General features: G+C 59.6%; 34 protein-coding genes and 1 tRNA gene. 32 read left to right on the top strand and 3 right to left on the bottom strand.

What is annotated here, in order from left to right:
- Positions 1–5: 5 nt before the first annotated feature.
- Positions 6–77: transfer RNA gene (locus tag Q0520_RS10050), tRNA-Arg, on the bottom strand.
- A 134-nt stretch (positions 78–211) separates the two neighbouring features.
- On the opposite strand from Q0520_RS10050, the gene Q0520_RS10045 reads away from it, so the two are divergent.
- Both Q0520_RS10045 and Q0520_RS10040 read left to right on the top strand, forming a co-directional pair.
- Complete coding sequence (locus Q0520_RS10045) at positions 212–649, top strand: dCTP deaminase (RefSeq protein WP_298669627.1); 438 nt, start codon at positions 212–214, stop codon at positions 647–649.
- On the top strand, positions 646–1,593 hold the full coding sequence (locus tag Q0520_RS10040; RefSeq protein ID WP_298669625.1) for a DUF128 domain-containing protein: 948 nt from the start codon (positions 646–648) through the stop codon (positions 1,591–1,593). The genes Q0520_RS10045 and Q0520_RS10040 overlap by 4 nt, the downstream gene beginning before the upstream one ends.
- Here Q0520_RS10040 and Q0520_RS10035 read toward each other — a convergent pair.
- A complete protein-coding gene (locus tag Q0520_RS10035) occupies positions 1,586–3,424 on the bottom strand; it encodes a tubulin/FtsZ family protein (protein ID WP_298669622.1) in 1,839 nt (612 codons plus the stop codon). The two genes, Q0520_RS10040 and Q0520_RS10035, sit on opposite strands and share 8 nt — an antisense overlap.
- 399 nt (positions 3,425–3,823) lie before the next feature.
- On the opposite strand from Q0520_RS10035, the gene Q0520_RS10030 reads away from it, so the two are divergent.
- Complete coding sequence (locus Q0520_RS10030) at positions 3,824–4,813, top strand: 5,10-methylenetetrahydromethanopterin reductase (RefSeq protein WP_298669620.1); 990 nt, start codon at positions 3,824–3,826, stop codon at positions 4,811–4,813.
- Positions 4,814–4,930: 117 nt separating this feature from the next.
- Positions 4,931–5,851, top strand: a complete 921-nt coding sequence (locus Q0520_RS10025) for a galactose-1-phosphate uridylyltransferase (protein WP_298669617.1) — start codon at positions 4,931–4,933, stop codon at positions 5,849–5,851.
- A 404-nt stretch (positions 5,852–6,255) separates the two neighbouring features.
- On the opposite strand, the gene Q0520_RS10020 is transcribed toward Q0520_RS10025, so the two are convergent.
- The gene (locus tag Q0520_RS10020; RefSeq protein WP_298669614.1) at positions 6,256–7,098 is read right to left on the bottom strand and encodes a F420-dependent methylenetetrahydromethanopterin dehydrogenase; all 843 of its coding nucleotides are present in this window, start codon (positions 7,096–7,098) and stop codon (positions 6,256–6,258) included.
- Between the two features lie 132 nt (positions 7,099–7,230).
- Between Q0520_RS10020 and Q0520_RS10015 the strand changes: the two genes are divergently transcribed.
- The 28 genes from Q0520_RS10015 (at position 7,231) to cmk (ending at position 22,569) form a co-directional block, all read left to right on the top strand.
- Positions 7,231–7,635 (top strand): Tfx family DNA-binding protein, encoded by a 405-nt coding sequence (locus Q0520_RS10015; RefSeq protein WP_298669611.1) that lies wholly within the window; start codon positions 7,231–7,233, stop codon positions 7,633–7,635.
- 576 nt (positions 7,636–8,211) lie between these two features.
- Positions 8,212–9,225, top strand: coding sequence for a 50S ribosomal protein L3 (rpl3p, locus tag Q0520_RS10010; protein ID WP_298669609.1), 1,014 nt, complete (start codon positions 8,212–8,214; stop codon positions 9,223–9,225).
- 7 nt (positions 9,226–9,232) lie between these two features.
- On the top strand, positions 9,233–9,976 hold the full coding sequence (rpl4p, locus tag Q0520_RS10005) for a 50S ribosomal protein L4 (RefSeq protein WP_298669606.1): 744 nt from the start codon (positions 9,233–9,235) through the stop codon (positions 9,974–9,976).
- A gap of 2 nt (positions 9,977–9,978) precedes the next feature.
- Positions 9,979–10,227 (top strand): 50S ribosomal protein L23, encoded by a 249-nt coding sequence (locus Q0520_RS10000; protein WP_298669603.1) that lies wholly within the window; start codon positions 9,979–9,981, stop codon positions 10,225–10,227.
- 10 nt (positions 10,228–10,237) lie between these two features.
- Entirely contained in the window at positions 10,238–10,954 is a 717-nt protein-coding gene (locus Q0520_RS09995) for a 50S ribosomal protein L2 (protein ID WP_298669601.1), read from the top strand.
- A gap of 9 nt (positions 10,955–10,963) precedes the next feature.
- A complete protein-coding gene (locus Q0520_RS09990; protein WP_298669599.1) occupies positions 10,964–11,377 on the top strand; it encodes a 30S ribosomal protein S19 in 414 nt (137 codons plus the stop codon).
- A gap of 5 nt (positions 11,378–11,382) precedes the next feature.
- The gene (locus Q0520_RS09985) at positions 11,383–11,844 is read left to right on the top strand and encodes a 50S ribosomal protein L22 (protein WP_298669596.1); all 462 of its coding nucleotides are present in this window, start codon (positions 11,383–11,385) and stop codon (positions 11,842–11,844) included.
- Between the two features lies 1 nt (position 11,845).
- On the top strand, positions 11,846–12,562 hold the full coding sequence (locus tag Q0520_RS09980) for a 30S ribosomal protein S3 (protein WP_298669593.1): 717 nt from the start codon (positions 11,846–11,848) through the stop codon (positions 12,560–12,562).
- Positions 12,562–12,774: a 50S ribosomal protein L29 gene (gene rpmC, locus Q0520_RS09975; RefSeq protein WP_298669590.1), complete on the top strand. Its 213-nt coding sequence runs from the start codon at positions 12,562–12,564 to the stop codon at positions 12,772–12,774. The genes Q0520_RS09980 and rpmC overlap by 1 nt, the downstream gene beginning before the upstream one ends.
- Entirely contained in the window at positions 12,771–13,046 is a 276-nt protein-coding gene (locus Q0520_RS09970) for a ribonuclease P protein component 1 (RefSeq protein WP_298669587.1), read from the top strand. The genes rpmC and Q0520_RS09970 overlap by 4 nt, the downstream gene beginning before the upstream one ends.
- Positions 13,047–13,056: 10 nt before the next feature.
- On the top strand, positions 13,057–13,377 hold the full coding sequence (locus Q0520_RS09965) for a 30S ribosomal protein S17 (RefSeq protein ID WP_298669584.1): 321 nt from the start codon (positions 13,057–13,059) through the stop codon (positions 13,375–13,377).
- A gap of 1 nt (position 13,378) precedes the next feature.
- Positions 13,379–13,777, top strand: coding sequence for a 50S ribosomal protein L14 (locus Q0520_RS09960; protein ID WP_298669581.1), 399 nt, complete (start codon positions 13,379–13,381; stop codon positions 13,775–13,777).
- 10 nt (positions 13,778–13,787) lie between these two features.
- On the top strand, positions 13,788–14,153 hold the full coding sequence (gene rplX / locus Q0520_RS09955) for a 50S ribosomal protein L24 (RefSeq protein ID WP_298669578.1): 366 nt from the start codon (positions 13,788–13,790) through the stop codon (positions 14,151–14,153).
- Positions 14,154–14,876 (top strand): 30S ribosomal protein S4e, encoded by a 723-nt coding sequence (locus tag Q0520_RS09950; protein ID WP_298669575.1) that lies wholly within the window; start codon positions 14,154–14,156, stop codon positions 14,874–14,876. It abuts the gene before it with no gap.
- Positions 14,876–15,385, top strand: a complete 510-nt coding sequence (locus Q0520_RS09945; protein WP_298669572.1) for a 50S ribosomal protein L5 — start codon at positions 14,876–14,878, stop codon at positions 15,383–15,385. The genes Q0520_RS09950 and Q0520_RS09945 overlap by 1 nt, the downstream gene beginning before the upstream one ends.
- Positions 15,385–15,543 (top strand): 30S ribosomal protein S14, encoded by a 159-nt coding sequence (locus Q0520_RS09940; RefSeq protein WP_298669569.1) that lies wholly within the window; start codon positions 15,385–15,387, stop codon positions 15,541–15,543. The genes Q0520_RS09945 and Q0520_RS09940 overlap by 1 nt, the downstream gene beginning before the upstream one ends.
- A gap of 9 nt (positions 15,544–15,552) precedes the next feature.
- Positions 15,553–15,945, top strand: a complete 393-nt coding sequence (locus Q0520_RS09935) for a 30S ribosomal protein S8 (protein ID WP_298669564.1) — start codon at positions 15,553–15,555, stop codon at positions 15,943–15,945.
- A gap of 10 nt (positions 15,946–15,955) precedes the next feature.
- Positions 15,956–16,480, top strand: a complete 525-nt coding sequence (locus tag Q0520_RS09930; RefSeq protein WP_298669562.1) for a 50S ribosomal protein L6 — start codon at positions 15,956–15,958, stop codon at positions 16,478–16,480.
- Positions 16,480–16,920 carry a 50S ribosomal protein L32e gene (locus Q0520_RS09925; protein WP_342765267.1) on the top strand — a complete coding sequence of 147 codons (441 nt, stop codon included), beginning with the start codon at positions 16,480–16,482 and terminating at the stop codon, positions 16,918–16,920. The genes Q0520_RS09930 and Q0520_RS09925 overlap by 1 nt, the downstream gene beginning before the upstream one ends.
- Positions 16,917–17,369 (top strand): 50S ribosomal protein L19e, encoded by a 453-nt coding sequence (locus tag Q0520_RS09920; RefSeq protein ID WP_298669557.1) that lies wholly within the window; start codon positions 16,917–16,919, stop codon positions 17,367–17,369. Before Q0520_RS09925 ends, Q0520_RS09920 begins: the two co-directional genes overlap by 4 nt.
- Before the next feature lies 1 nt (position 17,370).
- Positions 17,371–17,898, top strand: a complete 528-nt coding sequence (locus Q0520_RS09915; RefSeq protein ID WP_298669554.1) for a 50S ribosomal protein L18 — start codon at positions 17,371–17,373, stop codon at positions 17,896–17,898.
- A 1-nt stretch (position 17,899) separates the two neighbouring features.
- A complete protein-coding gene (locus Q0520_RS09910) occupies positions 17,900–18,517 on the top strand; it encodes a 30S ribosomal protein S5 (protein ID WP_298669551.1) in 618 nt (205 codons plus the stop codon).
- On the top strand, positions 18,517–18,978 hold the full coding sequence (locus Q0520_RS09905; protein ID WP_298669548.1) for a 50S ribosomal protein L30: 462 nt from the start codon (positions 18,517–18,519) through the stop codon (positions 18,976–18,978). Before Q0520_RS09910 ends, Q0520_RS09905 begins: the two co-directional genes overlap by 1 nt.
- A gap of 5 nt (positions 18,979–18,983) precedes the next feature.
- Positions 18,984–19,409 carry an uL15m family ribosomal protein gene (locus tag Q0520_RS09900; RefSeq protein ID WP_298669545.1) on the top strand — a complete coding sequence of 142 codons (426 nt, stop codon included), beginning with the start codon at positions 18,984–18,986 and terminating at the stop codon, positions 19,407–19,409.
- A gap of 23 nt (positions 19,410–19,432) precedes the next feature.
- Positions 19,433–20,872, top strand: coding sequence for a preprotein translocase subunit SecY (secY, locus tag Q0520_RS09895; protein ID WP_298669542.1), 1,440 nt, complete (start codon positions 19,433–19,435; stop codon positions 20,870–20,872).
- Complete coding sequence (locus Q0520_RS09890; protein ID WP_298669540.1) at positions 20,873–21,445, top strand: adenylate kinase; 573 nt, start codon at positions 20,873–20,875, stop codon at positions 21,443–21,445.
- Positions 21,446–21,447: 2 nt separating this feature from the next.
- Positions 21,448–22,041 (top strand): DUF106 domain-containing protein, encoded by a 594-nt coding sequence (locus tag Q0520_RS09885; RefSeq protein ID WP_298669537.1) that lies wholly within the window; start codon positions 21,448–21,450, stop codon positions 22,039–22,041.
- On the top strand, positions 22,042–22,569 hold the full coding sequence (cmk, locus tag Q0520_RS09880; RefSeq protein WP_298669535.1) for a (d)CMP kinase: 528 nt from the start codon (positions 22,042–22,044) through the stop codon (positions 22,567–22,569).
- Positions 22,570–22,739: the final 170 nt, after the last annotated feature.

The following is a 22,739-nucleotide window of genomic DNA, read 5'->3' as shown; positions in this document are numbered from 1 at the left end:
AAAAACGGACCCAGCGGGAATCGAACCCGCGTCCCTGGGTTCGAAGCCCAGAAGGATGTCCTCTACCCCATGGGTCCAGGGCAACCGGAGTCCCTGCGGCGTCACATCCCCTGCCGCAAAACTCCTGATTTAGAAGGAAATGAATGAATTGTACAGTGGTATATATCATATCACAAGTTATTAAGCATTTTCGAGAACCACCATTACTGATATGATCCTCTCTTCCGCTGAGATCCGGTCCCGCCTCGGGGCGGACACTCCAGAGAAGCGGCTTGTCATCACCCCCTTCGGAGACGCCTCCCTCCAGCCCGCCTCGTACGACCTGCGGGCCGGCGCCGACATCTCCCTCCCCCCGGGAAAGTGCACACTCGTCCCGAGCATGGAACACGTGGAGATCCCGGCGGACGTCGCCGCCACCCTGCGGTGCCGGTCCAGCTACGCCCGCCGCGGCCTCCTCCTCGGCGGCGGCTTCGTCGACCCCGGCTTCAGGGGACAACTCACCCTCTGCCTCACGAACATGGGCGAGGCCCCCGTCCGCCTTGCGGCCGGCGACCGCGTCGTCCAGATGATCCTCCATGAGGTCAGCGACGGCTCACGCACCTACAACGGACGGTACCAGGACAGCACCGGGGTGGTCAGGGCGCGATGAACGGCATCAGGACAGAGAGGAAGTGCATCGAGATCCTCAGGCTCCTCAAGGAGCACCCCGAACCCATGGGGGCGAAACGCCTCTCCGAACTCATGGCCGAGCACGGCTTTGTCCTCTCCGACCGTGCCGTCCAGTACTACCTCCGCTCCCTCGACGAGATGGGCTTTACCGAGAAGATCGGGAACAGGGGCCGCGTCCTCACCCCGGGCGGCGTTGCGGAGATTGAAAACGCCCTAGTCGGCGAACGTATAGGCTTCGTCATCTCCAAACTCGAACGCCTCGCCGTCAGGACGACCTTCGACCCCCTGAGCGGCACCGGCGACGTCGCCTACAACCTCTCCATCGTCCCCGACACCGAGGTCGACCGCGTCAGGAAGGCCTTCGACGCCGTCATCACCGCAGGGTGCGGGTTCTTCGACGCCTACGGCATCGCCGACAACGACCCCCGCATACCCCCCGGCCACACCGGCTTCATCACCGTCTGCTCCGTCACCATGGACGGCGTCTTCCAGAGACAGGGCATCCCTGTCGAGATGAAATACGGTGGCAGGATCGCGATCAAAAAGCACGAACAGCCGCGCTTCCTCGACCTCATCGCCTATCGCGGCACAAGCATCGACCCCCTCCAGCTCTTCATCGCCGCCGGCCTCACCGCGGTCCATGCCTATGTCACGACTGGCGACGGGGTCACCCTCGCCAATATCAGGCAGGTCCCCCTCCCCGCCGAGGACAAAGTCAGGGAGATCGTTCAGGCCATGCGGTCGGTCGGCTTCGTCTTCCCGCTTGCGACCGGAGAAAAGATCTTCAACCTCCTGAGAGACCCGCACCGCCTCTCCATCGCCTCCTATTCGGGCATGAACCTCATCGCCCACGCCGCAGAGGAAGGGTGCACGATCAAAACCGAGATCGGGGCCGGGAACATCCCCTTCTCCCGGGTCACATGATCCAGTCGATACTGTCCTGACTTTCTTCTTCCTCGTCCTTTTTTCTGGTTTCAGGACCGGGGATCTTCCCGTGGCCGGGCTCGATCTCCTTCGGCGCCTGCTTCGGGGCAATGTGCATCCCGCCCCGCAGGACATCGTCGATCGGCCGCGTGCCAGGATCATTCAGGAGCACCGTATTGGTCTTCAGGAGGTCGTCCTTCGCCTTCTTCACGACCCCCTTCAGGCTGACCTTCTCCCCGGAGAGGACATCGTCCTTTGCCGCAGGGATCGCCTCGACATGAAGGCCTGTCTCCTCGATCTCCTTTGGTTTTTTGACTGCCGAAAACTGACCGCCTATGCTGAGGGAGGAGTCTTTCGGCGCCTGGGGGAGATCGACATTCGTCATCCTGGTCATGTCCCGCGGCGTCTGCTTCTTTGCACCGGGCACCACCAGGGCCCCGTCATCGTCCCCGGTTTTTTTGAGATGGTCGCTGGAGAGGTGGATCTGGAGTTTTCCCTCGTCCCTCTCTTTCCGCTTCTTCGGTCCTGTGATTGCGATCATTTCATCCTTTTCTTCGGGCATCTCCTTCCTCCTCCCTGCCGGTGCAAGAGGATCTCTTCCGGTGTATCCCGTGAAAAAGGCTGCCTCGGCTTCGGCCGCCTCTTCGACGTTATCCGGTCCCCTGGCCTCGATTATCGCCTGCCTGGCCGCCTCTTCCTCCAGTTCCCGCCTGTACTCTTCCCTGTGGACCTTCAATTCATCGATCCTGGGCACATTCTGCACCCCGGAGAGCACGACGATGATCCCGACAAAGCGGGTGTTCTTGATGGGATAGTCGCCAGACCGCATCTCAAGACCGGCAATGCTCCTGTCGATCCACTTCCTGACCGTGACAAATCCCCTGATGCTCAACTCTTTGTCGGGCCCGGCGATGAGGACCAGCGCCTTTTCGGCACTCGTCAGGTCGCACGGCACGGATATCTCCTCGTATACCGCCTTCTTTGCGAGAGAGACGATCCGTGCCGCTCTCTTCTTCGACCCCTCCATGTAGTTGCGGGCCGAGTTCCAGCGCGTGAGGAACTCAAGGGGACCGGGCGGGAGACGTTCTGTGGCATACCCGACGGCCACGATCCCCATGCCCGTGAGGGTGTTGAGCACCTCCCCGGCGTCGAGGACAAGTTCGCCCACGTCAAGGCCGGTCTCGTTGAACTCCCCTGCACGGAGGAGGAGACCTATCCGCCGGGCGACCTCCTCGTTCAGCAGGGAATACATCAGGCGGGGGTTCATGAATGGCCCTCTCTTCCCCGCGATCTTCGCCGACAACCCGAGACGGTGGGTTTCGTTCCCCGACCTGACCCTTTCGGCCCAGGTCTCGTTATCAAAGACGATCGTGCCGTCCACGAGACCGGTGATCATCTCCAGGTCGTCCGCGGCCTTTGCGGCCCGCTTCAACCCCTCTTCCCTGCACGGCAGGGTGACGACGGCAAATATCGGTTCGACGAAGGACTGGCGCAACTGCGGGACGATCTGGGGGATGGTATCGAGCATCGTCCCGCCAAGACCCGTGATCACCAGGATGGCATCTATCTCGACGGTGTCCACCCTCTGGATGCAGGTCATCACCTCTTCGATATCGATGACCGTCTCGACATCGAAGGTGAAGGACGGATCGATCGGCGGGAAGAATAACTTGGACTCTTCGGGAAGGTGCTCAAGCTGGATAAGCGTATTGGAGTCGTAGTCGATCACGAGTGCGTTCATGCAGAGCACCTTGCTCCTCCGGTCGTGATCGTAGAGTCTGTCCACGATCCTGCTGCCTGCACCCCCCAATCCAATTGCCAAGACCCGCATGTATTCTCTCTCCACCCCTTTCAAGGCGGGCGGCACCCTTCGTCAGTCAACCGAACGGTCTCCCCTCCACCTGCCCCGCATGCCGGGACCACGTTCTTTCACCTCTACCCTGTAATAACCTTTCAGGAAGAGAATGAATGCCTGGATGCGTGCCCTGTGAATATTCACTGGTGGCGGCCGGGTTCCGGTTACGTACTCTCTTGGGTATTTGTGCTGATGATCATAAATACTTCTCTTTTGGAGTTTTGCCCGCTCTGCTGCGATAGGGTAACAGTTAAGGCGCACTGTCCATTTGATCCCTCGATCTCAGGGGAGATGCGGTTATTTCTCGCCCTTCACAGGGCAAATGATAATACTTTTATCTTTGTGCGATAACTACTCTGTTTGAGGTGAAATGCCTTGAGTTATGGAATTGAATTTGTGCCAGGCAACATTAGCGTCAAGCAGGTCGTGAAATACGTCAAGCTTGCCGAGTCCAAGGACATCGACTACGCGTGGATCACCAACCACTATAACAACCGCCACTGCTACCCGACCCTCGCCATGATCGCAGCGAACACCGATACGATCAAGATGGGCCCGGGTATCATGAACACCTTCACCGACACCCCGGCGGCCATTGCGTCCTTCATGTGCACGCTGGACGAGATCTCCGACGGCCGTGCGGTCCTCGGTATCGGCCCCGGCGACCTCTCGACCCTTCCGAAGCTCGCGATTGCGGGTGGGAAGCCCGTCGCTCGCCTGAGGGAAGGTATCACCCAGATCCGCCGCCTCTGCGCCGGTGAAGAGATCAAGAAGACCGGCGACATGGAGTTCTTCGACTACGACGGTGCGAAGCTCACCGGTGTCCAGCTCCCCGGCAAGAAGGGTATCCCCGTCTACGTCGGTGCCCAGGGCCCGAAGATGCTCGAGCTCGCCGGTGAGATCGGTGAAGGCTCCCTGATCAACGCGTCCAACCCGAAGGACTTCGAGATCGCCATCCCGATCATCAAGAAGGCTCAGGAAGCTGCAGGCCGGAAGAAGCACGATGTTGGTGCGTACACCGCCATGTCCATCGACCAGAACGAGAAGAAGGCCCGCAACGCCGCAAAGATCGTTGCCGCCTTCATCGCCGCGGGTTCCCCGCCGGCACTCCTCCAGCGCCACGGACTCGACCTGAACAACGTCGCCAAGATCAAGGACGCCCTCGGGCGCTTTGACTTCAAGGCCGTTGGCGGCCTCGTCGGCGACGCCGAGATCGACGCCTTCACCATCGCAGGCACCCCTGACATGGTCAGGCAGAAGTGCGAAGACCTCAAGGCGGCCGGTGTCACCCAGATCATCTTCGGCTCCCCGCTCGGGCCCGACATGACCAACTCGATCCGCCTTCTCGGCAAGTACGTTGTCTGAACCTGACTGCAGGTTTCCTGCAGCAATATTTTTTGGGGGATATCCCTATCCTCCATTTTCCATCCGCCTCAAAGAGGTGCTTTTATCAGATCCCTCCCCCCAGTGAAGGGTGGAGGCATGTTTTCGGTCGACACGTATGCGGGCGGCAGGGTCCAGGTCCGCAGGGAAGCCCTGACGGGAATCGCGTCGCGCATCTCACCTGAGCGCCTCCGCCGGAACCTCAGCATGCCCTATCCCGGTTCACCTCCTGGAGACTGCCCCTTCTGCCCGGGGCGGGTGGAGCGCGAGACCCCGACCTTTGCCGACGGCGCCAGGATCCACCTCGGGGAGAGCGTCACTTTCCCGAACCTCTATCCCTATGCCGACTGGCACCTCGTGACCGTCATCACCCGTGCCCATGCAGTCGAGCGTTTTACTGTCGATCAGGTGGCCGACGCTCTCGCGGGCCTTCTGGAGGGAGTGAAACGTCGTGGCGGTTATGTCTCGCTGAACTGGAACTACCTCCCCTCTGCAGGGGCAAGCATCCCCCACCCCCATCTCCAGGGGATCGCCGACCCCCGCCCGACAACCCTCCAGGGCCGGTACCTCACGGGGAGCCGGGCGTACTACCGGGAACACGGCCACTCGTACTGGGCCGACTTCGTCGAGGAGGAGACCGCCACCGACCGGTTCCTCTTCGAAGACGTGATACCCTGGTTTGCAAGTGCGGTGCCGGTCGGCGAGCGCGAGGTGCGGGGTGTCCTGCCGGCCACCTCGCCCGCCGGTATCGGACCCTGCATCCGCCCCCTGGCGCGGGGGATACTCCGGGTGATCGAGTGCTACCGCACCCTCGGGACCCGTGCCTTCAATATGGCCCTGTACTGCGGGACGACCGACGATGCCAGTTCCTTCTCCGCCATCTGTTCGATCATTGCGCGGCTCAACCCGAACCCTGCCTCCATGACAGACTCGGCCTTCATGGAACGTCTCCACTTTGAACCGGTCGTGATGACCCTCCCCGAGGAGTTCGGCCGGTACTTCAGGGAGAGCGGGTGCTGATCCTCTGCCTTCCCTGCAATCGAGACCGGCGGGGGGTTGCCGCCCCCCTGACCCCCTGCCATTAGGATAGGCAGGGGTACGGCAATCACCCTTTTCAGGAATCTCAACTCTCTTCCCGGATCCTATCCTAAGTCGAGAAGACCATCGGGTGTTCGCTGTGCGACCGAAGGGACTTCGCCGAAAATCAAAGATATTCTCAAACTCGCTATCGCTCGTTCAGCGAAGGTCTTCAACCTTCTTGACCTCACTTCGTTCGGTCCTCGAAGACATGCAAGATCTCTCTGATATCACGTGTCGGCCCTCGTTCTCGATAGCGAGAAATGTCTCACCCCCTGAATCTGCGCGCCCGCCCTCCGGTCGCCCATTCAGATATAAAAAAAGGAGAAAAAAGATTTTTTGAGTATTTACTCGGGCTTGGAGATGAGCGTGGTCTTGGCGACGATGACGCCGTCCTTCTTGTGCGGCTTCCTGATGACCGCGTCGCCGGCCTTCTCGATCTCACGAGCCTCGTCGCAGAGCACTGCGGCCTGGCGCATCATTTCGTGGGCAGAGCAGACGATCGGGACATAGTTCTCGAAGCCCTTCGTCATGAAGCAACCCTTGACGTTGACGCCGGCGACAGCCTGCGCGATCTCATACGCAGCGCGTGCCTTTGCGAGGGCGTACGGGTTCGAGAACTCGCCTTCGACAGCCTTGTCGGAGTTCAGGACGACCTTCGGGAGAACGAGGTCTGCACCCTTCTTGCCTTCCTTGACCTGGTCGATGACCTTGTCGAGCTCGGTCTGGAGCTTGCGGAACGCGCCGGTGAGGGCGAGGACCTTGATCAGGTTGCCGTTGTAGTCGGCCATCTCGATCGGGTCGAGGAACTCGCGGCGGGCACCGATCATGGAGTCGGCCTTCATGATGATGTAGCCGAAGGTGCTCTCCTTGAGAGCCGCGAAGTCGTCCTTCTTGGTGGTGATGTCGTCGGTGATGACAATGCACGGGATGCCTGCCTTTGCAAGTTCCTCACGGGCACCTTTCGGGCCGGGGAGGACACCGTTCGGGGAAACGACAATGCAGAAGTCAGGGACCCACGCCTTCATGGTGCTGACGACACGGTCGATGTCCTCGGGCTGAAGCTTGGTGCCGGAGGTGGCCATAAAGGTCTGCATGTCCTCACGGTCCGCACGCTCGTCAAGGAGCAGTTCCGCCATGACGCCGCTGGCAATGTTGCCCAGTTTGGCAATTCCTACTTTAACTACCATCTATACACCTCTCAAATTAGAGAACAGACATAGTATCGGCAAAATCTCATATAAAGATTGTGAATGCCGTCTGATCCTGTTGTGCAATGTTAAAGAGAAGTGTTTAAGGTGTAGTGTGTTAAGTTATATTCAATGAAACAGGGCCTCCTCACAGATAGACAGAAGGAAGTACTCCGCTACCGCAAGACCGGCCTCACCCAGCAACAGGTCGCCGACATCATCCAGACCTCGAAGGCAAACGTCTGCACCATCGAAAAAGCGGCGTACGAAAATATTGAAAGAGCAAAAGAGACGCTTGAGTTCCTTTACACCCTCGACTCCGAGCACCTCTGCACCATCAAGTCCGGCACCGACCTCATCGACGCCGCCACCCTGATCTTCCAGGACGCAGAAAAACTCGGGATCAAAGTGAAGTACAACACCCTCGAACTGATCAACAGGATCCACGACTCGAACCCGAGCAGGTTCAGGGCCAGGTACGTCCGTGAGGACGTCGAGGTCTACATCAACAGAGAAGGCGACCTCTTCTTCGGCTGACCCCACTCACGCTCCGGGGAATACGGGAAGATTTATATTCGTTTCAGGGGTATAATTAGAGAACCGGAGACGATGGTATCCTGCGCAACCGGGCACAGAATAATGGCTATATGGTGGTAGAATGGCCATTCTGTAACCGTTTGGCGGATAATACTGCCGGTCCCCCCGACTGGGGACGGGCATGATGCCCCGGCTGCCCCGATAGGGGGCATAACCGAGAAGGACTAGAGCAGTCCCAAGGAGCAGACAGACGCTGGATCTGATCCGTGCGCCGGGCCTCCGTCAGTGCAGACGAGCCCTGCCGGCATAGTATGCCGGCGTGCACAAAGATCAGGATCTCTTCGCGAGACGAGGTATTCTGGAGCACACCAGAATGATCTCCACACTGGAGACCACACGCGGCACATCACTCCCGACACCACCACAGCAGGAGCAATACCTGTTGTGCGGAGAGCGTGCCTGATCGTCATCCCCCCGGGGATGCGAGCGTTGTGGTCCCGTTCGCAAGTGTTTGTGCAATCCTGGCGGAAACCTGGGAATCTCGGAGAGAACCAAACGCAGAGGATTGATTAGAACATGCCGAACGTACACAGACCACGCAGGGGTTCGCTCGCCTACAGCCCACGCAAGCGGGCAAAGAGCCAGGTCCCGAAGTATCAGTCCTGGCCCAGACACGACGGCGAACCCATGCTGCAGGGTATTGCAGGGTATAAAGTAGGTATGACGCACGTCATCATGGTGGATGACCACAAGAGCAGCCCGACCGAGGGACGGGAGATCATGGTCCCCGTCACCATCGTCGAGGTTCCGAAGGTGAAGGTCGCCGCCGTGCGCGCATACGCTACCGACAGTTATGGACGGCACCCGCTGACAGAGGTCTGGGCCGAAGAACTCGACCCCGCTCTTGCAAAGCGGATCACAATGCCGAAGGAACACGACCGTGAGGCCGTACTCAAGGCGATCCAGGACGGCGTCGCCGCAGGCAAGGTCACCGAGATCTTCGCCCTTGTGTACACACAGCCCGCAGCGGTCACCGGTATCCCCTCAAAGGTCCCCGAACTCATGGAGACCAGGATCGACGGTGGCTCCATGGCCGACCGCCTCACCCTCGCCATCTCTCTCCTCGGCAAGGACGTCGACCCCTTCACGCTCGTCGCAGAAGGGCAGTACGTCGACGTCACCGCCGTCACCAAGGGCAAGGGCACTGAAGGCCCGGTCAAGCGCTGGGGCGTCCAGGTCAGGAAGAGAAAGCACTCCCGCGGCGGCAAGAAGCGCCACATCGGCAACCTCGGTCCCTGGCACCCGCACCACGTCAGGTGGCAGGTCCCGCAGCTGGGCCAGATGGGCTACCAGCAGAGGACCGAGTTCAACAAGCGGATCATCAAAGTCGGCACCGACGGTTCTGAAGTCATGCCCATTGGCGGCTTCCTCCACTACGGCCTTGTCAGGAACCCGTACATCATGATCAAGGGTTCGATCCCTGGCCCGGTCCGGCGTCTTGTGCGCATCCGCCCGGCAATCAGACAGGGCGAACACGCTGTCAGGGTACCGTCTGTGAACTTTGTCAGCCTTGAGAGCAAGCAGGGGTGAAGAACGGATGAAAGCAAATGTCAGATCAATCGACGGTTCAGTCGTCCGTGAAATCGAACTCCCGTCCGTCTTCGACGAATATTACCGGCCTGACCTCATCAAGAGGGCCGTGCTCTCTATCCAGAGCAAGCGGCTCCAGCCTCATGGCACCGACCCGTTTGCCGGCATCAGGAGTTCTGCGGTTGGCTGGGGTTCAGGGCGCGGCGTATCACATGTGCCCCGTCTCACGAACGGTTCGAGAGCAGCAAAGGTCCCGCAGGCCAAGGGTGGCCGTGAAGCACACCCACCAGTCGTTGCAAAGATCCTTGAGCTGAAGATCAACAAGCAGGAGAAGTGGATGGCCCTGCGGTCGGCAATCGCCGCAACCGCGATCACCGACCTCGTCGAACTGCGCGGCCACATCTTTGACGGTGAAGCCCCGTTCGTCGTTGACGAGAGTTTCGAGGCTATCAAGAAGACCTCCGACATCATCAAGGCCCTCTCCGCGCTTGGAGTCTATGCCGACGTCGAGCGTGCGAAGGAGAGCAAGAAGGTCCGTGCAGGCCGGGGCAAGACCCGTGGCCGCCGGTACAAGAGCCGCAAGAGCGTCCTGATCGTCACCGGTGACGAACCCCTGCGGGCAGCGCAGAACCTCGCCGGTGTCGACGCCGTCAGCATCTACGACCTTGACGTCGAAGTGCTCGCGCCAGGCACGCACGCCGGTCGCCTGACCATCTGGTCCGAGAGCGCCCTCAAGAGAATGGAGGACTGAACATGGTGCTCAGAAATCCGTATGTTACCGAAAAGGCGATGATGATGCTCGAGAACGAGAACAAGGTCCAGGTTCTCGTGCACAACGACGCCTCCAAGGACGATATCAAGCGCGCCGTCGAGAAGGCCTTCGACCAGAAGGTTGCTTCTGTGCGGACCATCATGACGATGAAGGGCCAGAAGAAGGCCATCGTCGGATTTGAGAATGAAAAGGCCGCCGAGGAGATCCTCAGCCGGCTCGGCGTAATGTAAGGTGGTGGAGATGGGACATAGAATTATCCAGCAGAACCGCGGCCGCGGAGGCCCGACCTACCGGGCGCCGTCTCACAAGTACAAGGCCGAGCTGAAGCACGCGTGCGGGTGCACCGAGAACGTGATCGGGCAGATCATCGATATCGAGCACGACCCGGCACGCCACGCCCCGATCGCCCTTGTCAGACTCGCTGAGGGAAAGAAGACGTACATGCTCGTTCCAGAGGGCATGGGTATCGGCGACGAGGTTGCATGGGGCGCCGAAGCGAAGATCCAGAACGGCAACACCCTTTCCCTGAGAGACATCCCGATCGGTGCCTTCGTCTGTAATATCGAGGCGCGGCCGAGCGACGGCGGCAAGTTCGTCCGTTCGAGCGGCGTCCAGGCAATGATCGCGGCAAAGTCCGGTGGCAGGGTCGCCGTGCAGATGCCGAGCGGCAAACAGAAGTGGTTCAACGAACTGTGCATGGCCACCATCGGCATTGTTGCAGGCGGCGGACGCAGCGAGAAGCCCTTCGTCAAGGCCGGCAACAAATATCACAAACTGAAGTCGCAGGCCCAGAAGTGGCCCAGGTCGTCCGGCCTGAAGATGAACGTCATCGACCACCCATTCGGTGGCGGTGGCCACCAGCACTGTGGCAGACCCAAGACCGTCTCTCGCGGCACATCTCCGGGACGGAAGGTCGGAAGCATTGCTGCTCGCAGGACTGGCAGGACGAAGAAGTGAGGGGATTGAATGGCAAAGAAAACGCAGAAGCGGCTGCCAAGACGGCGTGAGGAATTCACCTACCGGGGCTACACGATCGAGCAGCTCCAGCAGATGGGAACAAGCGAACTTGTCCCCCTCATGCCGGCCAGGGCACGCCGGAAGTTCAACCGCGGGCTTGCACGGGAGCATGAAGGTCTCCTTGCAAAGGTGCGGGCAGGCGATGAGGGTATCCGCACCCACCTGCGCGACATGATCATCATGCCCGAGATGATTGGAAAGACGATTGAGATCTACAACGGCAAGGACTTTGTCACCGTCGAACTCCAGCCGGAGGCGGTCTTCCACTACCTCGGCGAGTTTGCGCTGACCAGAAGGAAGGTCTCCCACGGCACGGCCGGTATCGGTGCAACCAGGTCCTCCAAGTATGTACCCCTGAAGTGATGGCAATGGCACGAACCGGATATTCACTGCAGATCGAGGGTGAAAACCTCGCCCGCGCCAAGGCGAACGAGGTTTCCGTCTCTCCGAAGCACTGCATGGAAATTGCCCGCTTTATCAGGGGCATGAAGGCAGATGCGGCCCTCGAGTACCTCGAGGCCGTCGTGGCGAAGAAGAAGGCGGTCCCGTTCAAGCACTTCAACATGGACGTGGCGCACAAGAAGGGTCTTGTGGGCTGGGATGCCGGCCGCTACCCGGTCAAGGCCTCCGGCGAGTTCATCACCCTGATCAAGGCGGCTCAGAAGAACGGCGAGTATGCCGGGCTTGATACCGCGAAACTCGTCATCGCCCATGTGCAGGCGAACCGCGGCCGCAGCATGCGCTCGGTCTTCCCCCGTGCAATGGGCAGGGCGACACCGAAAGTGCGCGAGACCGTCAACCTTGAACTGATCCTCCGGGAGGTGGAGTAAGATGGCAATAGAGCGGAAATTCGTCAGTGAAGGTGTCACCAGGGCCCGTATCGATCAGTTCCTCTCCCGCGAACTGAAGCGCGCCGGTTACGGCGGTATGGACATCGTCCGCACCCCTCTCGGCACGCAGATCACCATCTTCGCCGAGAAGCCGGGGATCGTCATCGGCAAGGGCGGCAAGCTTGTCAGGCAACTCACCCAGGACCTTGCCACCAATTTCAATCTCGAGTCCCCACAGGTCGAAGTCCAGCAGGTGGCAAACCCGAACATGAACGCCCAGATCATGGCCGAGCGCCTTGCCACTGCCCTTGAGCGGGGCTGGTACTTCAGGAAGGCCGGGCAGAGCACCATCCGCCGGATCATGGAGTCCGGTGCACTTGGCTGCGAGATCATCCTCGCCGGCAAGCTGACAGGTGCCCGGTCCCGTGTCCAGAAGTTCATCGAGGGCTACATCAAGCACTGCGGCGAACCCTCCGAGACAATCGTCGAGAAGGGCTACGCCATTGCCATCAAGAAGCTTGGTATCATCGGTGTCCGGGTCATGATCGTCCCGGGCGATGCCAAACTCCCCGACAGCTTCGAAGTCCTTGAGCCGAAGGCCGTCCCGAAGGCGGCAACCGAAGAGGTCGAAGCGGTTACCGACATCGGCGAAGATGTCGATGCAGAACTTGAAGAGTTTCCTGAAACCCCTGAGACCAAATATCAGGAGGAACAGTAATGGCGATCTTCCGGGCACATGAGGTCCGCCAGCTCTCCGACGTGGAACTGGCCGAGCAGCTCTCGAAGCTGCAACTCGATCTGATGCAGGGCCGCGGTAAGGTCAGCGCGGGCGGCGCCCCGGAAAACCCCGGGCACATCCGCGAGGTGCGGCGGACCATCGCCCGCATCATGACCGAGCAGAACGCACGGAGGGCCGGTAAACAGGCATGATCACACCGCAGACCCTCCTGTGGCACGAACTGATCGGGCTTGCAGTCTCTGTGGTGAAGGCCGGGAACCCCGCATATGTCGGGATCTCCGGCCGGATTGTGGATGAGACTCGCAATATGCTGGTGATCCTCACCCCGTCGGGAACTAAAATGGTGGAAAAGAAAGGCTGTGTCTTTCTCTTCACCCTCCCCGGGGGAGTTCGCGCCGAAGTGGACGGGTCTGCCCTTGTGGCACGACCTGAAAAACGGATCAGCATGCGCAACAAGAGATAGAGGATAGAGAATGGCGAGAGATATTGGCTTAAACGTCCCTGTTCCTGAGAAGGAATGCAGCGACGTAAATTGTCCGTTTCACGGCACCCTGCCGGTGCACGGCCAGGTGATCACCGGCAAGGTCGTGAGCGACCGTATGAACGGGACCGTGGTCGTCGGACGCGAGTACCTCCATTACGTGCGGAAGTACAACCGTTACGAGAAGAGGTCCTCCAAGTACCACGCCCACCTGCCCCCGTGCCTCACCCTTGCGGTGGGGGATACGGTAAAGATCGCCGAGTGCAGGCCCCTGTCGAAGACAACCAACTTCGTTGTGATCGAGGTGATCTGAAATGAAGGCAAAGTTGTCCAAGATCCCGCGGTCAGTCGCGACCGGAACCAGACTCGTCTGCGCCGATAACACCGGTGCCAGGCTTGTCGAGATCGTCTCGGTCGACGGCTACCACGGTGTCCGGAGGAGACAGCCGAAGCTCGGTATTGGTGACATTGCGACCGTTTCTGTCAAGAAGGGCACGCCCGACATGCGGCGCAAGCTCCTCAAGGCGGTCGTCATCAGGCAGAGGAAGGAGATGCGCCGGCCAAGCGGCCTGCGTGTCGGGTTTGACGACAATGCTGTCGTGATCGTCGACGAACGCGGCGAACCGAAGGGCACCGACATCAAGGGTCCGGTTGCCCGTGAGGTCGCCGAGCGTTTCCCGAAGATCGGGTCGACTGCAACCATCATCGTGTGAGGTGTTGTGCATGGTACGGATTGCAAGCAAGCAGCCCCGGAAGCAGCGCAAGGTGCGCTACAACGCACCCTCACACCAGATGAGCATGTTCCTCTCGGCCCCCCTTGCGAAGGAACTGCGTGAGGTGTACAAGAGACGCACCGTCCGCGTCGTCACCGGCGACACGGTGAAGGTGCTCCGCGGCGATCATGCGGGGACCGAAGGCGTCGTCGACAGTGTGTACGCAAAGACCGGAACCCTCCGGGTCCATGGCGTGACGGTCACGAAGACCGACGGGACCGAAGTCCCGCGGCCGGTGAACGCCTCAAACGTCATGGTGACGAAGCTGAACACCAAAGACCCGCGCCGGGTGGCGAAGCTGGAGGAGAGGAAGTAAATGTCATATCACGTGAAGAGACTGACTGCGCCGACGTCCTGGCAGATCGCGAAGAAAGAAGAGACTTTCATCACCAAGACCTGCCCGGGCCCGCACAGCGCCAGTGCGCTCCCGATCGCCGTCTGGCTCCGTGACAAGATGGGGCTTGCCGGCAACATGAAGGAAGTCAAGAGGATCCTCGGCCAGCGCCAGGTCATCGTCAACGGAAAGGCAGTCACCAACCCGAAGATCGGCCTCGGTATCTTTGATATCGTGTCCATGCCGAAGATGAACAGGTACTACCGGATCCTGATGAACAAGACCGGCCGCCTGGTCTCGATCGAGATCGACGCCGAGGCCGCAAAGACCCGGCTCTGCAAGATCGCAAACAAGACCACTGTCAAGGGTGGGAAGGTCCAGTTGAACCTCCTGTACGGTGCGAATGTCCTTGCCGACAACACCTACAAGCCGAAGGACTCGGTCGTCCTCACCCTCGAAGGCGACGAGCGCTTCAAGATCGTCGACCACTACCCCTTCGCCGTCGGCAACATGGCGATGGTCATCGGCGGTCAGCACTCCGGCAGGATCGGCAAGATCACCGAGATTAAACCCTCCACATGCAGCACGCCGAACCGTGTTGTCCTTGAAGACGAAAACGCGGTCGCATTCGAGACCGTCGAAGAGAACGTCTTCATGATCGGCCGGGAAGCGTCTGTGGTCAAAGACTGGGGGATTGAGGCCTGATGACGAACCCGATGCAGGAACTTCACATCGCAAAGGTCGTCGTCCACATGGGCGTCGGCGAGAGCGGTGACCGTCTCGTCAAAGGCGAGAACATCCTCAAGGAGATCACCGGTGGGAGCCCGATCCGCTCCATTGCAAAGATGACCCAGCCCGCTTTTGGTGTCAGGAAGGGCGCACCGACCGGTGCGAAAGTGACCCTGAGAGGCAAGAAGGCCGCTACGTTCATCGATACCGCCTTTGCGATCGTCGAGAAGAAGATCTCGGCCCGTGCCTTCGACAGGGAGGGCAACTTCTCCTTCGGTATCGAAGAGCACACCGATTTCCCGGGCCAGTCCTACGACCCGCAGATCGGCATCTATGGCATGGACGTCAACGTTGTCCTTGAGAAACCCGGTGTCCGGATCGCCCGCAGGCGCATCGCACCGCGTAAGCTCCCGTCGGCTCAGCGTGTCTCCCGCGAAGAGGCGATGGCCTTTGTGCAGGAGCACTACGGAATGGAGGTGCAGTGATGGCAGACGAGGTAAGTAAGAAGAAATTCGGACGCGGCGCAAACAAGTGCCAGATCTGTGGCCGGAAGCAGGGCCTTGTCAGCAGGTACAACATCATGTTCTGCCGGCAGTGCTTCCGTGAGTGGGCGTCGAAGATGGGCTTTAAGAAGATGAACTGAGGTGGAAAAATGGCACGATTGAATTTGATAGCAGATGCGATGAGCGCCATCAAGAACGCCAGCGACGGCGGCAGATCCTCAGTCATTGTCGAGCCCGCAAGCAAACTCCTCGGTGCCATGCTCGGGATCATGCAGGAGTCCGGCTACATCGGTGAGTTCGAGTACGTCGAGGACGGCCGCGGCGGTCAGTTCAGGATTGGCCTTGTCGGCAGGATCAACCGGTGCGGTGCGATCACCCCCCGCTTCTCCACGACCCTCGAAGAGATGGAAGCGTGGGAGAGCCAGTACCTCCCGGCAAAGGGCTTCGGCATCCTGATCATGTCGACCTCCCAGGGCGTCATGTCACACGAGCAGGCCCGTAGCGCCGGTATCGGCGGTGAACTTCTGGGATTCGTGTACTGAGGGATAGGCGATGGTTGTTGAGAGAAGAGTAACAATCCCGGACGGGGTTACGGCAACGCTTGACGGGACCGTCTTCACCGTGAAGGGTGCGAAGGGCGCACTTGTGCGCGACTTCCGCTACCCCGGTGTCAACGTCGTCATCGAGAACGGCGAGGTCGTCGTCACCACCGAATCGACCCGGAAGCAGATCATTGCAATGGTCGGGACCCACACCGCGCATATCAAGAATATGTTCGGCGGAGTCATCAGCGGCTATGAGTACAGGATGAAAGTGGTCTACTCCCACTTCCCGATCCAGATCAAGCTCAAGGGCGATATCGTCGAGGTCAACAACTTCCTCGGTGAGAAGAAGGCGAGATATGCAAAGATCCTCCCGGGTGTGTCTGTTAAGGTCGGAAACGACGAACTGACCCTCACCGGGATAGACAAGGACGTCGTCGGATCGACTGCAGCGATGATCGAGCGGGCGACCAGGGTCCGCGACCGTGACTCGCGGGTCTTCCAGGACGGAATATACATTGTGCAGAAGGCGTGATGGAGATGGTGGACGAAAAGATTCGGCTAATCCGCGTTCGCTCCCAGAAGACGGGATGCAAATTCCAGCGCCAGTGCCTTCACGCTAAAGCAAAGCTGAAGGACACCTGGAGAAGACCTCGCGGCCTCACCAGCAAGCAGCGGAGGCAGTATAGGGCGAAGGGCGCACAGCCCCAGGCGGGTTACAATGCACCGGTCGCTGTGCGGTATATGCACCCGAGCGGCTTCTATGAAGTGCTCGCCTACACTCCTGCCGACCTCGAAGGTGTCGACCCCGCGGTCGAAGCCGTGAGGATCGCTGGCAGTGTTGGCATGAAGAAGCGTGCAGAGATCCAGCAGAAAGCCATGGAAGCCGGTATCAAGGTCCTCAACGCAAAGGACCTGACCCCGGCACCGGCAGAAGAACCTGCACCTGAAGAAGAGGAGGCGAAGGCAGAATGAGCGACCTTTCAGCGCAGAAGCGGATCGCCGCCGCTGTCCTGAAATGCGGCCTTAACCGTGTCTGGTTTGACCCCGCCCGCCTCTCCGACATCGAGGGCGCGATCTCCCGTGAGGAGATGCGGAAACTCGTTGAAGAAGGCGCTGTCAGGGCCGCCGCCGTCAAAGGCAACAGCCGCGGCCGGGTCCGTGCACGGGCGGCAAACCGCTCGTACGGCCACCAGAAAGGCTACGGCAACAGGAAGGGCACGGCAAACGCACGCACCCCCTCCAAGAGACAGTGGATCCAGAGAATTCGGGCGATCAGGGCATCGCTCCGCGAGATGCGGGAAAACGGCACCGTTGACCGTCGCACCTACCGGAAACTGTACCGGCGGGCAGCAGGCGGTCAGTTCAGGAGCCGGGCGCACCTGAAGACCCATGTTGAGATGATGAAAGGGAGGACAGAATAAAATGGCGACCGGAGCACGGTACTTTGTTCCGTTCCGCAGGAGGAAGGAGGGCCGGACCGACTACTACGCGCGGCTGAAGCTCCTCCTCTCCGACACCCCCCGTATGGTCGTCCGCAAGACCAACCGCCAGATCATCATTCAGCTCGTCGTTCCCGAGGTTGAGGGTGACCGGACTCTTGTGTCGGCCTACTCGAAGGAACTTGTCGAGCTGGGCTACCAGGGCTCGACCTCAAGCACTCCGGCGGCGTACCTGACCGGGATGCTCTTTGCGAGGAAGGCTCTTGCAGCCGGATACGATGAGGCGATCCTGGACATCGGGCTTGCACGGGCACAGAAGGGGGCCCGCGTCTTTGCCGCCCTGAAGGGTGCGGTCGAGGCCGGATTTGATGTTCCGCACGGTGAAGAGATTCTCCCTGACGACGAGCGGACCAGCGGTGCGGTTATCGCAGAATACGCCCCTGAAAAGGCCGGGAATCTTGTTGAGAATGTTGAAGAAGTGGCGAAGGCCATCATGAAGGAGCTGGAGTGACATGGCGTACGAAGAGGCACCCTGGGTTCCGTTGACCGGCCTCGGTCGGGCGGTCGCCGCCGGCGAGATCGCAAGCATCGACGAGGTGCTTGAGACTGGCAAGCCTATCCGCGAGCACCAGATCGTGGACGCGTTCCTGCCCGATCTTGAGGACGAGGTCATCGACATCTCCATGGTTCAGAGGATGACTGACTCCGGGCGGCGTGTCAAGTTCAGGGCCGTGGTCATCGTCGGGAACCACAACGGATACATCGGCTTCGGGCAGGCAAAGGACGCCCAGGTCGGCAATGCAATCCGGAAGGCAATTGACAACGCAAAGACCAATATCATCAAGGTCCGCCGCGGCTGCGGGAGCTGGGAGTGCGGCTGCAACACCGCTCACTCCATCCCGATGGAGGTCAGGGGCAAAGCGGGCAGTGTCCGCGTCACCCTGATGCCGGCGCCGCAGGGTATCGGCCTTGTGACCGGTGAAATTGGCAAGAAGGTTCTTGACCTTGCAGGCGTGAAGGATGTCTGGGCGTTCTCGAGCGGCAGCACCCGGACGACCATCAACTATGCAAAGGCGACCTTCAACGCCCTGAAAGCCACCACGATGATCAGGACTGGAGGGTCGGAGTAATGTTTGCGGTCGTGCAGGTTCGCGGCGTGGTCAACACCCGCTGCGACATCAAGGACACCCTGAAGATGCTCCGCCTCCACCACATCAACCACTGCGTCTTCGTCCCTGACACCCCGGCATACCTCGGTATGATCCGGAAAGTCAAGGACTATGTCGCATATGGCGAGGTGGACGGGAAGACCGTTGCAACGGTCCTCTCGACCCGCGGACGCCTGACCGGGAACGTGAAGCTCACCGACGAGTATGTCAGGGAGCACTCGACGTTTGCCAGCATCGAGGAGTTTGCGGCTGCCCTCTGCAAGGGCGAGGCGACGGTGCAGGACATCCCGGAGTTGAAGCCGGTCCTCCGTCTCCACCCCCCCAGAAAGGGTTTCAAGACGATCAAGCGCACCTTCCCGCAGGGCGGTGCGCTCGGGAACTACGGTGAGGAGATCAATGACCTCCTCTACAGGATGAGGTGAATGCGATGCCCACGAACACGCGCTCAAAGTTCCGCGGGTCCAGGACCTGCGGCGGCGGCACGCACAAGAACCGTCGTGGCGCAGGTAACCGCGGCGGCAGGGGCCGGGCAGGACACAGGGACCACCGCTGGAGCCACTTCCTCCTTGCTGGTCAGGTTCACAACGGCAAGAACGGCTTTGCGAACCAGATACGGGAGGAGGTTGAGGTTCTGGACGTCGGGGAGGTCGACCAGGTGGCCGAGTTCCTCGTCCAGGCCGGCCTTGCCGAGCAGGAAGGCGATCTTATCGCGATCGACCTCTGTGACCTCGGTGTCGAGAAGGTGCTCGGCGGCGGACAGGTTACCCATGCCCTGAAACTGACGGCACTGGCGTTTTCCGCACAGGCAAAAGAAAAGATTGAGGCGGCTGGCGGTCAGGCTCTGACCGAGTGAGCCCCTCATTTTTTGGTGTAACCATGGGGAATCTGCTGGATAGAATGGAGCCTTTGCTTGCAGCAATGCCTGCGGTGAAGTCTCCAGAGGGTCATGTCCACTTCAAGAACAAGATGTTGTGGACAGTTGCGATCTTGCTGCTGTACTTTTTCCTGACAAACATACCTGTCTTCGGCCTCGACCCCTCTTCGCAGGATGCGTTCCTGTATTTCCGTGCCCTTCTTGCCGGTGAAAGCGGGTCGATTGTGCACCTTGGTATCGGGCCAATCGTCACGGCGTCCATCGTGCTCCAGTTGCTCAGGGGTGCCGACCTTATCAAGATCGATACCTCTGAAGCACGTGGACAGGTCATGTACATGGGGCTCCAGAAGCTGCTCATCTTTGTCATGATCATCCTCGAAGCTGCGCCGAACCTCTTTGGCGGGTTTATGCGCCCGGATCCTGAAATAGCGCAGGCGCTCTTCGGGGGGAACATGTTTGCGGTTTCGTTCCTGATATTCCTCCAGATCTGTCTCGGTGGTGTCCTGGTCTTCCTCATGGACGAGGTGGTCACGAAGTGGGGCCTTGGTTCTGGTGTCGGTCTCTTCATCGTCGCCGGGATCTCGCAGAGCCTGATCAATGGCTTCCTCAACTGGGAAGCGGTATCTGACCCCTATCCGGTAGGTTTCTTCCCGCGGCTCTTTGCCATCGGTCTTTCCGGCGGGAACTATCTCCAGTACTTCGGGACTGACATGCTCGCCTTCCTGACGACGATCGGTATCTTCCTCATCGTTGTCTATGTGGAGTCGACACGGATCGAGATCCCGCTCGCCCATGCCCGTGTCAGGGGTGCCCGTGCTCGTTTCCCGGTGAAACTCATCTACGCTAGTGTCCTGCCGATGATCCTGGTCCGTGTGCTTCAGGCGAACGTCCAGATGTTCGGCATGTTCCTCTCCAATATCGGGATCACAATCCTCGGGACGTTTGATGGCCAGACCCCGGCAAGTGGGCTGATGTACTTCCTCGCCCCGGTGAACGGTCCGCAGGACTGGATGTGGTGGGTGGAGTCGTATGGTATCACTCATGCTCCCTGGGAGGTGCTCCTCCGTCTCGGGATCGATACGACGGTCATGATCATCGGCGGTGCGATCTTCGCCCTGTTCTGGGTCAAGACGGCCGGTCTCGATTCGAGTCATGTGGCGCGCCAGATCCAGATGTCGGGGATGCAGATCCCGGGATACCGCCGGAACACCCAGGTGCTGGAGCGCTACCTCGACCGCTATATCCCGCGTGTAACGGTCATTGGTGGTGTGATGGTCGGCCTCCTGAGTGTATTTGCAAACCTCTTTGGTGTGATCGGCGCAGTGAGTGGTACGGGACTGCTGCTGACGGTGAGCATCACCTACCGCCTCTACGAACAGGTCGCAAGCGAACAGATCATGGAGATGTATCCGTTCATGCGCCAGTTCTTCGGGAGAGAGTAAATGTCTGGAAAGAGAGTTGTGATTACCGGGGTTCCCGGCGTCGGGAAGACCACGGTTATTGATGCTTCAATGAAGCGCCTTGTAGAGGAGAATATCCCCTACAAGGCTGTTAATTTTGGCACCTGCATGTTTGAGACGGCGAAGTCCGAGGGTTTTGTCGAGGACCGCGACCAGATGCGGACCCTTGACAAGGATATCCAGAAGAAACTGCAGAAACTTGCCGCGCAACGTATCGGCACGATGGAAGGGAATATTATCATCGATACCCACGCCTCGGTGAAGACTCCGGCCGGATATCTTCCGGGCCTGCCCGAGTGGGTGCTCACCGAACTTCATCCCAACACTATCGTGCTTGTCGAGACTGACGAGGACCAGATCCTCCTGCGGAGGATGGGCGACGAGAGCCGCAAGCGTGATGCGGAGGGTAGCCGTTCCATCGCCGAGCACCAGCAGATGAACCGGGCGTTCGCCGCGGCCTATGCGATGATGACGGGGTGCACGGTCCAGATCGTGAGGAACGAGAACTTCCTCCTTGACCACGCCATCGACGCGATGGTTGCTGTCCTGAGGTGACAATGGCGCTCAAGGATCATGGCGGCACGATTGCGATTGTGTTCACTCTCCTGCTGATGTTCTCCTATGGCATCCCGGAGGTGCGGGACGGCGTGGGCGGGGCGATGGACCTGATATTCGGGCCTCTTGTGGAAGCGATCCCGTTCTTTGTGCTGATTATGATCCTCTCCGCGATCACTGCCCTGTATTCGTCGCTGATCCAGAAGTATACGATCGACTACGAAAAGATGCAGCGTGTCCAGGAGACGATGCGGGAGTTCCAGAAGGAGTTCCGGGAGGCGCAACTGGGCGGGGACGAGAAAAAACTGAAGAAACTGGAGGCGAAGAGGGATCGCATGATGCAGGATCAGATGGAGATCTCGAAGCAGCAGTTCACGCCGATGGCCTATATTCTCCTCCTGTCGGTGCCGATCTTCTTCTGGCTCCTGTACCGTATCCCCCATATCTCCCAGACGATGGTCCTTCCCTTTGTCGGGATGCTCACCTTCCAGGACATTCTTCTCTGGTTCATCCCTCTCTGGATGCTGTGGTACATGATCTGTTCCCTGACAATCAGTCAGGTGATCAGGAAAGCGCTCAATATTGGAGGGCTCTAAATGCGCATTACTATCAGCGGGCCGCCGGGGAGTGGCACGACGTCCCTTGCAAAATATCTTGCAGAGCATCACGGTTTGAGGATAATTTCGGCCGGGGAGATGTTCCGTTCCCTCGCGAAGGAGCGGGGGATGTCTATTGCCGATTTCGGAAAACTTGCAGAGTCTGACGCTGCCGTAGACAAACTCATCGATGCACGCCAGAAGGAGACCGCAGAGGGCGAGGACAACATCATCGCGGAGGGGAGGTTGTCCGGGTGGATGGTCTCGAATGCGGATCTCCGTATCTGGCTGAGCGCCTCGCTGGAATGCCGGACGACGAGGATAGCGTCGCGGGACGGCGAGGACGAGACACATGCCCGTGCGCATACTGAGGAAAGGCAGGAATGCGAACGGAAACGGTATCTGGGCTATTATAATATAGACATCAACGATCTGTCGGTATATGATATCGTGCTCAGTTCTGAGCGCTGGAATGTCGAGGACCTCGGTGCGATCGTTGATGCGGCGATCGCCACCCTCCATTCCTGAACTTTTTTCCTTCTGTCCGGGAAGGGCAGGAAGGTTTGTGCGCAGAAATTCTGGGTCGTGCCCTTTTCTCCTGTCTCGCTCCTCGATATCGAAATATCCCGAAAGAATCCTGAGGGGGTGGCGAGCGCCAGTGAACTGGAGAATATAAGACGTCAAAGATCCCCTGAGAG

This window comes from uncultured Methanofollis sp., assembly GCF_937919355.1.
GTDB lineage: Archaea > Halobacteriota > Methanomicrobia > Methanomicrobiales > Methanofollaceae > Methanofollis.
This window is presented reverse-complemented; position numbering and strand designations above follow the sequence as displayed.